The 14,413-nt window shown below is 41.5% G+C and carries 17 protein-coding genes; 7 read left to right on the top strand and 10 right to left on the bottom strand.

What is annotated here, in order from left to right:
* Positions 1-74 precede the first annotated feature (74 nt).
* Together HYN59_RS12350 and HYN59_RS12355 are read left to right on the top strand one after the other, a co-directional pair.
* A complete protein-coding gene (locus tag HYN59_RS12350; RefSeq protein WP_108778546.1) occupies positions 75-317 on the top strand; it encodes a type II toxin-antitoxin system ParD family antitoxin in 243 nt (80 codons plus the stop codon).
* On the top strand, positions 317-610 hold the full coding sequence (locus tag HYN59_RS12355; protein WP_108778547.1) for a type II toxin-antitoxin system RelE/ParE family toxin: 294 nt from the start codon (positions 317-319) through the stop codon (positions 608-610). Before HYN59_RS12350 ends, HYN59_RS12355 begins: the two co-directional genes overlap by 1 nt.
* Before the next feature lie 63 nt (positions 611-673).
* Here the strand turns inward: HYN59_RS12355 and ligD are convergent, their stop codons facing one another.
* Together ligD and ku are read right to left on the bottom strand one after the other, a co-directional pair.
* Positions 674-3,478, bottom strand: a complete 2,805-nt coding sequence (gene ligD, locus HYN59_RS12360) for a DNA ligase D (RefSeq protein ID WP_108778548.1) — start codon at positions 3,476-3,478, stop codon at positions 674-676.
* A gap of 5 nt (positions 3,479-3,483) precedes the next feature.
* A complete protein-coding gene (gene ku / locus HYN59_RS12365; RefSeq protein ID WP_108778549.1) occupies positions 3,484-4,269 on the bottom strand; it encodes a non-homologous end joining protein Ku in 786 nt (261 codons plus the stop codon).
* 245 nt (positions 4,270-4,514) lie between these two features.
* Between ku and HYN59_RS12370 the strand changes: the two genes are divergently transcribed.
* On the top strand, positions 4,515-5,378 hold the full coding sequence (locus HYN59_RS12370; protein WP_108778550.1) for a hypothetical protein: 864 nt from the start codon (positions 4,515-4,517) through the stop codon (positions 5,376-5,378).
* 62 nt (positions 5,379-5,440) lie between these two features.
* Here HYN59_RS12370 and HYN59_RS12375 read toward each other — a convergent pair whose 3' ends face one another.
* Both HYN59_RS12375 and HYN59_RS12380 read right to left on the bottom strand, forming a co-directional pair.
* A complete protein-coding gene (locus HYN59_RS12375) occupies positions 5,441-6,097 on the bottom strand; it encodes a DUF6766 family protein (protein WP_108778551.1) in 657 nt (218 codons plus the stop codon).
* 72 nt (positions 6,098-6,169) lie between these two features.
* Positions 6,170-6,823 (bottom strand): YciE/YciF ferroxidase family protein, encoded by a 654-nt coding sequence (locus tag HYN59_RS12380; protein ID WP_108778552.1) that lies wholly within the window; start codon positions 6,821-6,823, stop codon positions 6,170-6,172.
* Between the two features lie 196 nt (positions 6,824-7,019).
* Between HYN59_RS12380 and HYN59_RS12385 the strand changes: the two genes are divergently transcribed.
* Positions 7,020-7,514 carry a DNA-deoxyinosine glycosylase gene (locus HYN59_RS12385; RefSeq protein ID WP_108778553.1) on the top strand — a complete coding sequence of 165 codons (495 nt, stop codon included), beginning with the start codon at positions 7,020-7,022 and terminating at the stop codon, positions 7,512-7,514.
* Positions 7,515-8,088: 574 nt separating this feature from the next.
* Positions 8,089-8,562, top strand: coding sequence for a hypothetical protein (locus HYN59_RS12390; RefSeq protein WP_146185932.1), 474 nt, complete (start codon positions 8,089-8,091; stop codon positions 8,560-8,562).
* Between the two features lie 90 nt (positions 8,563-8,652).
* Here the strand turns inward: HYN59_RS12390 and HYN59_RS12395 are convergent, their stop codons facing one another.
* From HYN59_RS12395 to HYN59_RS12405, 3 genes are all read right to left on the bottom strand, one after another.
* Positions 8,653-9,489 carry an OmpA family protein gene (locus tag HYN59_RS12395; RefSeq protein ID WP_108778555.1) on the bottom strand — a complete coding sequence of 279 codons (837 nt, stop codon included), beginning with the start codon at positions 9,487-9,489 and terminating at the stop codon, positions 8,653-8,655.
* 63 nt (positions 9,490-9,552) lie between these two features.
* The gene (locus tag HYN59_RS12400; protein WP_108778556.1) at positions 9,553-10,560 is read right to left on the bottom strand and encodes a glycosyltransferase family 2 protein; all 1,008 of its coding nucleotides are present in this window, start codon (positions 10,558-10,560) and stop codon (positions 9,553-9,555) included.
* The gene (locus HYN59_RS12405; protein ID WP_108778557.1) at positions 10,557-11,009 is read right to left on the bottom strand and encodes a type I restriction enzyme HsdR N-terminal domain-containing protein; all 453 of its coding nucleotides are present in this window, start codon (positions 11,007-11,009) and stop codon (positions 10,557-10,559) included. Before HYN59_RS12405 ends, HYN59_RS12400 begins: the two co-directional genes overlap by 4 nt.
* 54 nt (positions 11,010-11,063) lie before the next feature.
* Between HYN59_RS12405 and holA the strand changes: the two genes are divergently transcribed.
* Together holA and HYN59_RS12415 are read left to right on the top strand one after the other, a co-directional pair.
* Positions 11,064-12,068: a DNA polymerase III subunit delta gene (gene holA, locus HYN59_RS12410; RefSeq protein ID WP_108778558.1), complete on the top strand. Its 1,005-nt coding sequence runs from the start codon at positions 11,064-11,066 to the stop codon at positions 12,066-12,068.
* Between the two features lie 43 nt (positions 12,069-12,111).
* Positions 12,112-12,294, top strand: coding sequence for a CAL67264 family membrane protein (locus HYN59_RS12415; protein WP_108778559.1), 183 nt, complete (start codon positions 12,112-12,114; stop codon positions 12,292-12,294).
* Here HYN59_RS12415 and HYN59_RS12420 read toward each other — a convergent pair whose 3' ends face one another.
* The 3 genes from HYN59_RS12420 to HYN59_RS12430 are packed head-to-tail and all read right to left on the bottom strand — an operon-like array spanning position 12,295 to position 14,361.
* Positions 12,295-12,879, bottom strand: a complete 585-nt coding sequence (locus tag HYN59_RS12420; RefSeq protein ID WP_219928774.1) for a GNAT family N-acetyltransferase — start codon at positions 12,877-12,879, stop codon at positions 12,295-12,297.
* 6 nt (positions 12,880-12,885) lie between these two features.
* Positions 12,886-13,452 carry a DUF1572 family protein gene (locus tag HYN59_RS12425; RefSeq protein ID WP_219928775.1) on the bottom strand — a complete coding sequence of 189 codons (567 nt, stop codon included), beginning with the start codon at positions 13,450-13,452 and terminating at the stop codon, positions 12,886-12,888.
* Positions 13,453-13,464: 12 nt separating this feature from the next.
* Positions 13,465-14,361 (bottom strand): helix-turn-helix domain-containing protein, encoded by an 897-nt coding sequence (locus HYN59_RS12430; protein WP_108778561.1) that lies wholly within the window; start codon positions 14,359-14,361, stop codon positions 13,465-13,467.
* Between the last annotated feature and the right edge of the window lie 52 nt (positions 14,362-14,413).

Below are 14,413 nucleotides of genomic sequence, written 5' to 3' on the forward strand. Positions count from 1 at the left end.
GTTTTAAGCACTGTAACCATTTTTATATTGCAGAAGTTACCATTTTTTGGTACTTTTGAAACAAAGATATTGTCATGGGTAAAAACACATCCATATCATTAGGAAACCATTTTGAAGATTTCATTGAGAGTTCAATAAACACCGGAAGATTCAATAACGCAAGTGAAGTTGTTCGTGCGGGTTTAAGATTATTGGAAGACGAAGAAAATAAAGTAATCGCCCTAAGGAAAGCCATTCAGGAAGGCATTGATAGCGGCATCGCCGAAGATTTTGAGCCTAAAGCATTTTTAGCATCTTTAAAGGCACGGAAAGAATAATGGCAAAATTCCATTTTTCTAAAAAGGCGCTCGATGATCTTACATCAATTTGGGATTACACTGTCAGAGAATGGTCAGAAAGCCAGGCTGAAAAGTATTATCACCTGATATTGGCTTCATGTGCCGATTTAGCGGAGAATCCACAGCTCGGTAAATCGTATGATGTCCTTGCAATGAATATTCTTGGTTACAAATGTAGCCAGCATATAATATTTTTCCATCAGATATCTAAAAAAGAAATCGTAGTAGAAAGGATACTGCACGGAATGATGGATTTGAAGAACCATCTTTAGAGAAATTTTTACCATGCGGCTTAGGAAGCTATACATTAAGACAGCTTTTTGCGCATGACTGTACTACCCCAACTTATCCAACAGCTCCTTCAGATCTACAGCATTATCAAAAAAGTCTTCCCATAAGTCGCCTTTTTCTTTTACCCGTTCCGGCAGTGTCTTGATGTTGTAATTCTTTACCGTAAAATTCTTTTCATCCAGTTCTTCCCATTCTAATGGTGTGCTTGCTGTAGCGCCATCTCGCGGTCGGAGGGAATAGGCGCAGGACATGGTTTTACCTTTCCCGTTTTGAAGGAAGTCGAGGTACACCTTGCCAATGCGTTTTTTAGGCATACGTTCCAGGCTGGTTATTTTCGGCAGTGCATTATTTACTGCCTGGCTGATAATATGCGAAAAATCACGGCTTTGCTCGTAAGTATATTTAGGCTTGATGGGGATAAAAATATGAAGCCCTTTGCCACCCGAGGTTTTAAGGTAGCCTTTAATGCCAAGCGTATCCAGTATCTCTTTCACCTTTTTTGCCGTAGTAACAAGGTTTTCCATGGTGGTTTCATTGGGATCCAGGTCGAAGATAATATAGTCAGGATTATCCAGCGAACCTAAGCGGCTGCTCCATGGGTTGATTTCAATGCAGCCCAAATTGGCCATGTAAATCAGCGTCTCTTTATCATTGCAGATAAGGTATTCAATATCCTCATCGGTAGAATCAGAATGGATCTTCTCCGTTTGAGCCCAGTCCGGTGCGGAGCCGGCTACATTCTTTTGAAAGAATCCCTCATGGTCAATCCCATTTGGTGTCCTGCGCATTGACTGCGGCCTGTCTTTGATGTACGGTAATATCCACTTCGCCATTTCATCATAGTAATTGATCACATCGCCCTTGGTATAACCTTCCTTCGGCCAAAATACTTTCTCAGGATGGGTTACCTCGACTTTTTCGGTGTCCCATCCGGGCTTACCTGTTTTGGATTTTTTTTTTGTGACTGTTTTAGCTTTTGGTGTTCCGGTTTTAGTTTCATCAGCAGGCTTTTCTTTAGCTTTCGCCGAAGTTTTTGTTATTGTGCTTTCTTCAGCTTTTTCGATAGCCTTCGTCTTTTTAACTTCTTTTTTTCCTTTCTCTTCAGGAACTACTTTATCGGTAGGTGTCGCAATTTCTTTTTTCACGTCTTTTGGTTTTTTATCGGTACGTAGCGCGATAAATACAGGATGGCGCAGGCTGTTGGTCTCTGTCCACTCCGAGTATTTTATCTGGGCAACGAGTTCCGGCTTTATCCAGTGTACTTTTGGCTCTCTCGGTTTTACTTTAAAAGGCGATGTTTTCTGTACCAAAGCCGTCAGTTTTTCATACATATCCTTTAACGAGTCTTCGTTAAATCCTGTTCCTACCTTACCGGTATAAATCAGGTCGTTGCCTTCATAATAACCCAGCAGGAGGGAACCGAACCCACTGCGGGAACCCTTTGGTTCCGTAAAACCGCCTATCACCATCTCTTGTTCTTTGGTGACTTTTATTTTCAGCCATTCCTTGCTGCGCTTGTTCACATGGTAATGGGAGGTTATCTTTTTTGCGATAAGCCCTTCCGTGCCCTTTGCTTCAGCTTCTTTCATGGCTTTTGTGCCTTCGCCTGCAATGTGTCCGGAATAAATGATCTCGTCCGTTTGCGGAAGCACAGCTTCCAGTATACGCTTGCGTTGCAGCAATTCCAGTGAAGTAAGGTCGTAACCGTTAAAATACAAAATGTCGAACACATAGCATTTCAACTTCCCGCGATTAGGGTTCTCGGCAAAATACTGCAGCCATTGGAAATGGCTCAGCCCTTTTTCATCTTCCACAACGATCTCGCCATCCAGGATCATATCGTCTTTTATAATACTAAAGGCTTCAACCAGTTCCTTGTATTTTGAATTGAATGACAAGCTATTACGGGATACTAATTCAACCTTCCCTTTGTGTATTTGAATCAGGGCCCTATAGCCGTCATATTTGTTTTCGAATACCCATTCGTCACTATCAAAAATGGCATCGGCCAGTGTTGCCAGCTGTGGTTTCCATTCCTTAGGGAAGGTCTTGCGGACTTTGGCAGCGGCCACATCTTCGGCTGTGAAAGTGGGGGAGTTTTTAGTCGAAGTCAAAGTCTCAGTTTTTTCAGTAGCTTTAGTTTTCTTTTTTGCTGTCGGCTTTGACTTTGATTTCGACTGAGACTGAGAACTCTTCTCAGGTTCTTCATCGAGGATATGATCTACATCGCCGTGGAAGCTCTTTTTTTCTTCCCTGTTGCTTTGCCATACTTCCGATTTGTTGTCGTTTTCAATTTCCTCCAGCGTTCGCCCTGTAAGTACCGAATGCTGGTCGAATTCCCTTTTATCTGCATATTCATCCTTGCCTTTTAGCAGCAGCCATTCGTCCTCTTTCCCGCTCATACGGACTAAGTGATAGGAGCCTTTCAGCTTTTTGCCATGCATAACGACTTTAATATTACCATCCTTATGCATCTTCCTGAGCATCTTCTCACTCTCCGCCACGTCATCTGAACCTTCTGCCAGATAAGTCCCCGTATCCCATACCATCACGGTACCGCCGCCATATTGCCCTTTGGGTATCGTACCTTCAAAATCAATATAGTCCATGGGGTGGTCTTCCACATGCATGGCAAGCCGCTTTACCGAAGTATCCGCAATAGGCCCTTTTGGTACCGCCCAGCTTACCAGCACGCCATTGATCTCGAGCCTCCAGTCATAGTGAAGCCGCGAAGCATCATGTTTCTGTACAACAAAATGCAGTTCCTTTCCCGACTTTTTTACTTTACCTTCAGGTTCCTTTGTCTTGTCGAAATCACGTTTGCGGTTATATTCAGATAGCTTCTTCATAGGGATTAATTTTTAATTGCGGCAAGGCTTGCTTTAAGCTGGTCAAGCAGGTCGTCTTTGGCTGCAGGCGTTTTCCTGCGTTTTGTAGGAGCAGGTTCTTTCGCACCGGGTTTTGCAGCTGCTTTTTTCTTAATCATTTTTATGAGTTCCGCTTTGTAGGTGTCCTTGTATTTTTCCGGCTCAAATTTGTCTGTAAGCTGGTCGATGATGCTCATGGCCATGTCCAGTTCCTTCTTGGATATCGTAATGTCTTTTGGTATCATGCCGGCTTCGTCAGGGTCGCGTAATTCATCCTGGAACCGTATTTGTATCAGTAATATGGCATCATCCTCAACTTTCAGGATGCCCAGGTGCTCGGTGGTTCGCATCACAAATTTGCAAAGGCCAACTTTGCCCGACTTCCTCAGGGCTTCGCGCAATAAGGCATATACTTTCTTAGCTTCTTTGGCAGGCTCGGTTATATATGGCTTTTCAAGATATTTGGAAGGTATCTCATCTTCATTGATGAATTCAAATATATCCAGCGATTGCGTTTTTTCGGGCATCACTTTAGCGAAATCATCTTTATCGATGATAACATAGTCCCCATTCTCCTTACGGTAACCCTTGGCAATATCCTCCCACGGCACCTCTTTACCGTCTTTTTTACAGACACGCACATATTGTATAGCGCACTTGTCTTTTTCGCGTACCATATCCAGGGCGATGCGGTGCGTCTGTGTACCGCTGTATAATTTAATGGGTATATGCACAAGCCCGAAGCTGATGCTGCCTTTCCATAATGCTTTCATAATGTTGTATTTTGTTTAAAGAGGTATAGTAACCTAAAGGTTAGCGTATCCTAAGTTAGCTACAACCATCAGAACATCAAAGGTTTTTAATACTACTTTCACATCATTTTCGAAAATCGAGGTACGTAGCTGTAAGTTTATTAGCCTTAAATTTTTGTTAATGCAATTTTTAATACCGAGATTTGCAACTCCATATAAGTATCTGGAATTCATATTACATAATTCACCATTTTTATTGCATAATAATGAAACTTCATTTCTTAAAAGCATTATTGCTTTTTTATATTCTTACAACTAATGTTTTTGCACAGGAAGTATTGACCGAAACTCAGGAAAGATATACCTCACACAACAAAGGAAAGTTCTTCGTTTACTGGGGAGGAAATCGTGAAAGCTATTCTAAATCGGATATAAATTTTACCGGAAACGGCTATAATTTCACGCTGTATGATGTAGAAGCGCACGACAAGCCAAAAGGGTGGAGTGTAGATTACGTTAATCCGTGCCGTATGACCATTCCCCAAACCAATGCGCGTATTGGTTATTACATTTCCGACCACTACAGTATTGGCATTGGGCTGGACCATATGAAATATGTGATGACACAAAATAATTCGGTGAAAATGAACGGGTATATAGACCTTCCGCAGGATGAGGCAGGGTCGGTTTTCAATGGGACCTACAATAATGTGCCGGTGGTGCTTACTGAGGATTTCCTTACGTTCGAACATACCGACGGGCTTAACTTCGTTAACGCAGGCGTATCGCGTATAGATGATTTTTCTAAATATTTCGGAATTACAAATACCGACATCGTGCAGCTGAACCTCGTTGAAGGTGTATATGGAGGCTTTTTATATCCCAAGACAAATGCAAAGGTTCTTGAGAAAAGAAGGCATGATGATTTTCACATTTCAGGTTTTGGCATCATGGCCGAAGCAGGTATAAACATCACTTTTCTTAAGCACTTTTTTATTGTGGGGGAATTTAAGACCGGTTATATCGATATGCCGGATATCCGTACTACCTACCAGGGTGCCGACAGGGCCTCGCAGCATTTCACTTATTTCCAAAAGATGATTTCTTTCGGCGGAACCTTCAGGCTGTAAAGCTTAAAATACAAGCATCATAAAAGGCGGCAACCTGATAAGGTTGCTGCCTTTTTTATTAGCTATTCCCCGGTTTCGTAATGTGGCGCATCTACAGGCTTGGATTGGGAAGATCCCTGCTGCCTTAAATAAATGGAAAGCACGATAATGGCAAATACCGAGAGGAATTCGCTTTGCCAGTTCTGGAAGGATTCGAACCAAAAGCGGGAATCGGCAATATAATCGCCTGCAGTTTCCAATGCTTTGCCTTTAAGCTGGTTTTGTACGTTCTGGTCTTTAAGGCTGCCGTAAAAATGTGCTACAAACGACAACAGGAATAAAATGAAAAGCGCAATGGTGAGTGAGTGCTTGTATAGCTTGAGTATAAACCCGCCTTTTTTCACCGGCCATGGCGCGTCTTTCCGGTTTGGGTCGGGCTCGCGGTCTACCTCTTCATCTTTATCGAAACTTTTTGATTCTGATGAACCTTTTTCCTTTAAGAAAATGGTAAGCAACACGAGCAGTGCCATTTGCAGGAATTCGCTTTCCCAGTTCTCGAAAGTTGATTCGATAAAATGTCCTGATGTAAAATACTGCGACAGGGTAACGGCTGTGCCACCATCGTCAATAAGGTCGTTATTATATTCCTTGATGCCAAAGGCCACTTGTGCGCCCAGCGAAACCGCAAATAATATAAAAAAGGTAAGCGACAAGCTATTGTTTTTTATAAACTCTTTCATAATGTGCTGTAAAATTGATTATATAAAAAATGGGGTTCATTACAAACCCCATCTTTCAAGAATGCTGCTGCATTACTCCATCATACTATCATCTGCATCAGCAGCATCAAAGTTTATGGTGTTATAAGCGGCTTCCGTAAGTGTTGTGTCAGCTTCTTTCTCTTCAGCAAGTGTCTGCTCAAGAAGTGCGACTGCTTCATCTTCGCCCAATGTCTGGGCAAAGGCGCGGATAGTCCCGTAAGTAGCGATTTCATAATGTTCGATCTTTTGCGAGGCGGCAATGATGCCGGCATCACGCACCGGGCCCGGCTCAGTGCTTTCCATAATGTCCTGGCCTTCTTTGATAAGTCCGTCCATTGCTTCGCATTTTTTTGCTACTGCTTTTTTACCGGCAAGCTCAAATACTTTTTCAAGGCGTGCTACCTGCTCTTCCGTCACGTTAAGGTGGTCTTCAAGCGCCGCTATCAGGTTAGGGTTTTCAGCATTTTTAGCCATTTTTGGCAGTGCTTTTGTCAACGCTTTTTCTGCCCAGTAAATGTCTTTAAGCGAGTCGATGTATAGCTCGCGAAGGCCTTCGGCTGCAGTCCTCTTTGGTTTTATCTGACCCCTTGAGTTGGTTGAAGGTGCTTTGGTTCCTGTTTTTGCGCTGCTTTTAGAGGCAGTTGATTTGGAACCCGTACTTTTTGTTGCTGTTGTTTTAGCAGTAGATTTTGTTGCTGTTTTCATAATGTTTATTCTTAATTTGATTAATTATCCTTAATTTGTTACAGGCTATTATGTCAAAATTATAGAATGCATTACAGTTGCTTTCCTAACGAACTCATAAAATAAATTACGCTAACAGTGTTTTAACTCACTGTGTTACAGAATACTTAAAAAACATTTTATTAATTATACTTTAGTGAATTAAATTTATATCCTGATGAAAAAAGCTTTTCCGCCAATTGCAGATATAAATTCTCAAATAGTGATCCTCGGTACCATGCCGGGCGAAAAGTCGCTTGAATTGCAGGAATATTACGGGAATAAGGGCAACCAATTCTGGAAATTGCTGTTTACAATTTTCAATACAGAGTTTACCCATGATTACAACGAGAAACAAAAGCTGCTTAAAACGCACCATATAGCGGTTTGGGATGTACTGGGATATTGTGAAAGGGAAGGAAGCCTGGACAGCCGGATAAGGAATGAAGTGCCAAACGATTTTGCTACTTTCTACAAGGAATATCCCAATATAAAGAATGTACTTTTTTCGAGTAAGAATGCTGCAGCCTATTATGATAAATATGTGGGCAGAAAAGGTGGTATTGATTATGCCGTCCTGCCATCACCGAGCGGGGCGAATGCTTCTATGTCATTTGCCAAAAAGCTGGAGGCATGGAAAGAAAAAATCCTGCCGCTTACCTTAGAAGAATAAATGGAAGGATTCTCGTTCTTAAGTCAGGAAGTGAAATACTTCTTCAGCCGTCGGTGCCTGTAGCTTCTTATACTTGCATGTATAAAATGCTTCAATCTGTTTTTTAGGTTAGTCAAGTTCATGGGGATTGCTTTTTTCCTGTTAAACGCACTGCAAGTTCAAAAAATAAAAATAGATTTTTTTTAAATTAATATTAAAGATTTGTTACCTTGAAATTTTTACTAAAGTAATATTTTTTTAATTAAAAAATTAAATAATAAATATATATTTTCTTATAATAGTGCTGTAAGTATATTTTATAAAAAAAGTTTTCTTAAATTTTAGTAGATATTGCTTATATGTAAGACAAAAGTAATTACATATGATCTTTTGTAAAAGGTAGAAATTACCTGTTTCATTAAGTACGTAGTTTTACCAAAGGCTTATAAAGGAATCATTAAACGGAGCAATGCCTGTAAAATCAGTAAAAATCCTACAGAAAATGTGTTTAAATATAAGAGGTGTAATGCAGTGCGAAATAAAATTATACATATATTTGAAGCGTTTATACTTTTAGTGTAAAATACTGATTTACATGAGAAAAATCATTCTACTTTTATTGTTTTCGACAACCTGCTGGTCACAGGCGACCAATTTCATTGCGCGAAAAAAAAACCTGGTATGGGAAAATGTAGTGATAAGTGACCAGGCCAATATTCCCGAACTGATATCAAAGCATCCAAGGCTTACTGTCACTTCTTCAAATAATTCTGTTTATAAAGGAAAAGGAACACTCATTAAAAATACATGCCCGAATACATCACCTTTTATGGAGAATGAATTCAGCTTTGATTTTGAGATTGAGCCCGGCGAAGGCAAATACAGGGTGACTGTTTCCAACATTGTCTACTCGCATGCCAAAAGTAAGAACACTACCGCTGCCGAAAAATATTTTCTTGAAAAAGGAAACCTGAAACAGGATACACAGTCAAAAACCGATCTGGAATGCCTCAGCCTTTATTTCAGCAGGATATTTACAATGACAATGGTTTACAAAAACAAGATGTAACCGACACGATCTGAATTTGGACATGACATGAAAGCATAAAAAAAATCCGGTTGTATAAACAACCGGATTTTTAGTATCCTGACGGGCTCATTATTTACCTCCCTGGCCTTTCATTTCTTTTTCGATCATATCGTAGAACTGGTCAATTTTAGGCAATACAAGTATCCTTGTCCTCCTGTTTGTAGCTCTTCCTTCAGCAGTGTCGTTGCCTGTAAGCGGCACATATTCGCCACGTCCTGCAGCCACAAGGCGTTTAGGGTCGATGCCAAAGTCATTTTGCAGTATCCTCACGATAGAAGTAGCACGCTTAACACTCAAATCCCAGTTGTCCTGAAGCACAGGGTTTTTGATAGGCACATTATCCGTGTGGCCTTCTACCATGCATTCAAATTCAGATTTGTCTTTTACGATCGCTGCAACTTTGCCTAAGATTTCCTTAGCACGGTCGCTCACCTGGTAGCTTCCGCTTTTGAAAAGCAGTTTATCAGCAATAGATATATATACCACGCCTTTCTCAACATTTACCTGGATATCCGGGTCGTTTACGCCAACAGCCCTTTTTATGCTTGTTACAAGCGCAATAGTAACTGAATCTTTGCGGGTAAGCGCATCCTGCAGGCGTGTGATCTTAAGGTCTTTTTCTTTGAGGCTTTCCAACGTCTTTTCAAGGTTCTCAGCGCCTTTAGACGATAACGTAGTTATCTGGTCCTTAGTTGTGATCAGTTGGTTGTTACTTGACTTAAGGTCCTCGATACGGGCAGCCATAACGTCTTTCTCTGCAAGACAGGTATTTAGCTTCACAGTAGCTGAATTCAACATGTCCTGGCATTCCTTGTTCTTGGCTTCAAGCTCGGCAATTTTTTTCTTTGCCCCGCACGAAGTCAGCGTCATAGCTGATAATGTGAGTAATACAATGGCTCTTTTCATACATTCGTGTTTTTAAATTTTAACAAAATTAAGAATTACGCGACAAAATAATAACGCATTTGTCTATAAACTATTGTTAAAATTTTTATCAAACACCTTACCGCCTTTCACGAAATAAGTCCAAATGATACTTTTTGTCTTGTAGTAATTTTTGTACTTATTTGATTTCCTTTTGTTTAGAAAGTGAAAAAATTTTACATAAAGATAGTAATGTGCCATCAGGATCGCCCAAAAATGTGACAGCTGTCCGCTAAATAAAAACCGTATTCCGGCTATGCCGTCCAGCACCATTCGCATAACCAGTACGGGAAACAGCTTACCTGCAGGAAGGTTCTTAACCATCATCCATAGGGAATTCCTAAAATTTAGGTGTGTTTTACGCGGATTGCCGGTGCTTAGGGTTGCCCCGCCCACGTGATAAATTACCGACTTATAGCAGAACGTTGCTTTGTAATTAAGGTTGAAAGCCCGCCAGCAAAGGTCGATTTCTTCCTGGTGCGCAAAAAAGTCTTCATCGAACCCGCCCAATTCCCGATAAACATCTTTTCTTATAAAGAAACATGCGCCCGAAGCCCAGAAAATTTCTGTAGTATCATCATACTGGCCATTGTCTTTTTCTATGGTGTCAAAAATCCTGCCCCTGCAAAAAGGATAGCCGTATTTGTCGATGAACCCACCGGCAGCGCCTGCATATTCAAAGTGTGTTTTGTTCTTGTAGTCGAGTATTTTAGGCTGTATGATCGCCGTCTCAGTGTCTTTTTCGAAAAGCTCTATCACAGGTTCCAGCCAGCCCTCAGTTACTTCTACATCCGAATTGACGAGCGCATAAATTTCTTCCTCAACAACCTGAAGCGCGTCGTTATAACCTTTTGCGTAGCCAAAGTTACCTTTGTTCTCTATAATTTGTATCGCCGGATAGTTCGCTTTTACAAAAGCAACCGAATCGTCTGTAGAGGCATTGTCGGCTACATAAATCGCTGCTCCTTCAGAATGTGCCATTACCGATGGAAGGAACTGTTCCAGCAGGCCTTTGCCATTCCAGTTCAATATTACAATCGCGATGCTTTTCATAGATTCGGGGTATATTCAGGCAGGCCTGGTAGAAAAATATATTTTTCCTGCTCATGGTCCATTTGGCAAAAATAATGATTTAGCCCGTTCGTAACCATCATGTGCATGGCGTTTACGGTCATATTATAGCGCGCTATCTGGTCGAAGGTGCTTTGCGATATCGGCACGCCGGGAGCCTTGCATTCTACGAGTAAGAATATCTTCCCATCAGGCTGGAAAACAACAGCATCGTATCGTTTGGTTAAACCGTTTATCCTGATGATCTTTTCTACATTGATAAGCGATTTAGGGTATTTTTTTTGCTCCAGCAGAAAACGTACCACATGTTGCCGCACCCATTCCTCGGGAGTAAGGACAATAAATTTTTTACGGATCTCGTCAAAAATAGCGACCTTATTTTCACTATTTTTGAATCGGAAAGTATAGTCGGGAAAATTCAGTTTTTGCATCACGCAAATTTATGGTTTTTGGCTACACCATCAATAATTGTTTTAAAAAGCCACATGGACGAAGTAGTAAAGATTGTTAACGATATAAAGCAGGGCAATATAAAGCCCATTTATTTTTTAATGGGGGAGGAGCCCTATTATATTGACAGGCTCACCGAATATATCGAGAACAATATCCTTACCGAAGAAGAAAAAGGCTTTAACCAGATGGTGCTTTACGGGAAAGATGTAAGTATCGAAGATGTTATATCGAATGCCAAGCGCTACCCGATGATGGCCGACAGGCAGGTGGTTATCGTTAAGGAAGCACAGGAGCTATCCCGCAACATAGAAAAACTCGAAAGTTATGCCGAAAACCCGCAGTCTACCACGGTTTTGGTTTTTGCTTATAAATACAAAACCCTCGACAAACGCAAGAAGGTGACCAAAATGCTTGAGAAAGCAGGTGTGGTTTACGAGAGTAAAAAAATGTATGACAACCAAGTGGGTGACTGGATCAAGCGGCTGCTTTCAGGGAAAAATTACGGCATCGAACCCAAAGCCGCCGCCATGCTTGTTGAGTTTTTGGGCAACGACCTGAGTAAAATAAGCAATGAGCTGGACAAGTTGATGATTATCCTGCCCCCCGGCAGTACCGTTACGCCACAGGTGATCGAAGATAATATAGGCATCAGCAAAGATTATAATGTATTCGAATTCCGCAAGGCCATAGGGGAGCGTGACCAGCTGAAGGCTTACAAAATAGCCGAGTATTTTTCGCAGAACCCTAAAGATAATCCGCTGGTAATGACGGTCGGGCTGGTATTCGGGTTCTTTTCCCAACTACTGCAATACCACGGCCTCAAGGATAAGAACCCATCAAACGTGGCAAAATTGTTGAGGATAAACCCATACTTCGTTAAAGATTACGATATTGCCTTACGCAACTATCCCATGAAAAAAGTGAGCGGCATTGTGGCGACCCTGCGCGATGTGGATGTTAAGAGCAAAGGAGTCGGCGCCGGTAATATACCTCAGGCAGATTTGCTGAAAGAGATGCTGGTGAAGATTTTTAATTAGAGATATATTCCCGATATTTGCAGGCTTAAATGAAAAGATAACTATGGGAATGAATAAAAATACCATCCTTGGGTGGGCCACCTTTATAATGATATTAATGGGATTGCTGCTTATAGGCCTGGGTGTATACCGTTACGCCGATGTTGCGGGATGGGGCTTTAGCGCAGTGGGCATAGGCTTCTTTGCCATTGCATGGGTATTCAGCGCATTGAAGGGACGGGTATAGTTACGATAACAAAGCAATAAGCTTTTCTTTTACCTCATGCCATTCGGTATCAATGATGCTGAAATAAGCAGAGTTTCTTTTTGTCCCGTTATGCCTGATCATATCATTCCTCAGGAGACCTTCAAATTGGGCACCAATCTTAAGGATGGCCTTTCGCGAACGGATATTATTCTCATCCGTTTTTAGCTGGACCCTCGAAACCATTAATTCTTCAAAGCAAAAAGTGAGCAGCATCAACTTGCATTCGGTATTGATCTTGGTATGCCAATAATCAGGGTGCAGCCACGTCCAGCCGATCTCCAGCTTATTATGGTCAGGTTGTATGTCGAGAAAGCGTGTACTGCCTATCACAGTGCCGGTTTCACGAAGCATGATCACGAAAGGATATTGCAGCGTGTCGGTAAGGGAGCTGTTAAGGCTTTGCCCCAATACTTCCGGGTCGCTGCCGTCAATGGTGTAGTGCTGCCAGATGCTTTTTTCCTTTGCCAAAGCTATAAGGTTTTCAAAATGAGATTTTTCAAGCGGCAACAGGCTAACCTTTTCGCCATGCAGGATGATGGGTCGTGACAGTTTATTCATTATCATAGGCAGTTACTTATTTTCATCGTTCAGGTATTCATCCGTAAAATGTTGTTTATGCTTAGGCTGCGAAAACTTCTGCGAATTGAATTCTTTTGAATTGCCTTTTGGTATGGAGAGCCATTCCCATTTGCCTGCGGCCATTTTCCCTATAAAAACAATCTGCCCTATGTGGTAAGGATAATGCGCAAGCTGCCTGTTGATAGCTTCCATAACCGTATGCCCCTGATTGCGTATGTATATTATTTTTGAAAGGTCTTCGTCTTTAAGGGACTTCAATGTATCGAGAAATACCTTCCAGCCTGAATCCCATTTTTGCAGCATTTCTTCTTTTGTGGCAATGCTGTTTTCAAATTCGCCGTCGCGATCACGCCATTCTTTTTCGCCATCTGTGGTCAGAAAGTCAGTCCAGCGGCTCAACATGTTGCCCCACAGGTGCTTCACTATAGTGGCGATGCTGTTGCTGTCTTCATTATACTGCCAGAACAGCTTTTCGTCCGGCAGTTGCGCAAATGTTTTATCGCCCAGTAATTTGTAGTATTCAAATTGTTTGATCGTGCTTTCTAAGTACCCTTCCATGATGATTATTTTTTACAAAGTTGCGGGAATGTCCTCAAGCAATTGTTGCTCAGGCAGCTCAAAAACTTTTGCTTCCCGTCCATTTTCAGACTGGAACTGCTTTGGCGATATGCCGAAATGCTTTTTAAATTCATTGCTGAATGCCGAAAGGTTTTCATAACCGAGCTCAGTGTAGATTTCGGAAGGGCGCTTTCCCAACGAAAGAAGTACTTTTGCGTGTACCATTTTCTGCTGTAAAAAATACTTTTGAGGAGGCATATTATAAAGAGAAAAAAAATGCCGTTTGAATGTTGAGACGCTCATATTGCACAAAAATGCAAGCTCTTCTATAGTTAGCCCTTTATGCAGGTTCATTTCAACTATCTGTTTAATCTTAACGCCGTGGTTAACCGAAAGTGCCCGGGCAACGAAATGATTAAAAACGTTGGGGAAAGAGGTGCTGATATATCCCAAAATTTCCTGCACCTTAAAAGCGTACATACTGTTGTTCCCCTGTTCTTTTAAAAGCTGCAATGACCGGCAAAAGTTTTTCAGGAATGCATCCTGTGAAAATTTAAAGATGGAAGCAGAAGGCGCCTTTTCAGTAATGGCAACTTTGTTCTTTACGCAGAAATCGGTTAGAGTCTGGTTGCCAAAGAAGATAAGTATAGCTTCATATTTGCCTATCGGAGTACGTTCGGTCATTAAGGTGCTTCCGGCCGTGAGCAGCAGTACCTCGTTATTGGTAATAATCTCCTTTCCCGCAGCATTGTGCACTTCCTTTTCGCCATGCTGCAGCAGGCAAAGCATGTTTTTGGTAAATACTACCTTGTTCTTTACAGAAGGCCTGTCATTGGTATAAAAATAGATCATCGTGTCGGCAGAACCAATGTTGAAGTCTTCCGGCAAAGTGTAAATTTCGCTGCTCATAACAGGATAAAGGTAAACATTTTGCCGTTAGCATCATTTGCTTTTATTGCTT

Source organism: Flavobacterium album (assembly GCF_003096035.1).
Lineage (GTDB): Bacteria > Bacteroidota > Bacteroidia > Flavobacteriales > Flavobacteriaceae > Flavobacterium > Flavobacterium album.

Coding starts and splice junctions, on each gene's coding strand:
- HYN59_RS12405 (WP_108778557.1), bottom strand. CDS start 11,009: ATGCAAAAACTGAATTTTCCCGACTATACTTTCCGATTCAAAAATAGT.
- HYN59_RS12385 (WP_108778553.1), top strand. CDS start 7,020: ATGAAAAAAGCTTTTCCGCCAATTGCAGATATAAATTCTCAAATAGTG.
- HYN59_RS12390 (WP_146185932.1), top strand. CDS start 8,089: ATGAGAAAAATCATTCTACTTTTATTGTTTTCGACAACCTGCTGGTCA.
- ku (WP_108778549.1), bottom strand. CDS start 4,269: ATGAAAGCATTATGGAAAGGCAGCATCAGCTTCGGGCTTGTGCATATA.
- HYN59_RS12370 (WP_108778550.1), top strand. CDS start 4,515: ATGAAACTTCATTTCTTAAAAGCATTATTGCTTTTTTATATTCTTACA.
- HYN59_RS12425 (WP_219928775.1), bottom strand. CDS start 13,452: ATGGAAGGGTACTTAGAAAGCACGATCAAACAATTTGAATACTACAAA.
- HYN59_RS12375 (WP_108778551.1), bottom strand. CDS start 6,097: ATGAAAGAGTTTATAAAAAACAATAGCTTGTCGCTTACCTTTTTTATA.
- HYN59_RS12415 (WP_108778559.1), top strand. CDS start 12,112: ATGGGAATGAATAAAAATACCATCCTTGGGTGGGCCACCTTTATAATG.
- HYN59_RS12350 (WP_108778546.1), top strand. CDS start 75: ATGGGTAAAAACACATCCATATCATTAGGAAACCATTTTGAAGATTTC.
- HYN59_RS12400 (WP_108778556.1), bottom strand. CDS start 10,560: ATGAAAAGCATCGCGATTGTAATATTGAACTGGAATGGCAAAGGCCTG.
- HYN59_RS12430 (WP_108778561.1), bottom strand. CDS start 14,361: ATGAGCAGCGAAATTTACACTTTGCCGGAAGACTTCAACATTGGTTCT.
- HYN59_RS12355 (WP_108778547.1), top strand. CDS start 317: ATGGCAAAATTCCATTTTTCTAAAAAGGCGCTCGATGATCTTACATCA.
- ligD (WP_108778548.1), bottom strand. CDS start 3,478: ATGAAGAAGCTATCTGAATATAACCGCAAACGTGATTTCGACAAGACA.
- holA (WP_108778558.1), top strand. CDS start 11,064: ATGGACGAAGTAGTAAAGATTGTTAACGATATAAAGCAGGGCAATATA.
- HYN59_RS12420 (WP_219928774.1), bottom strand. CDS start 12,879: ATGATAATGAATAAACTGTCACGACCCATCATCCTGCATGGCGAAAAG.
- HYN59_RS12380 (WP_108778552.1), bottom strand. CDS start 6,823: ATGAAAACAGCAACAAAATCTACTGCTAAAACAACAGCAACAAAAAGT.
- HYN59_RS12395 (WP_108778555.1), bottom strand. CDS start 9,489: ATGAAAAGAGCCATTGTATTACTCACATTATCAGCTATGACGCTGACT.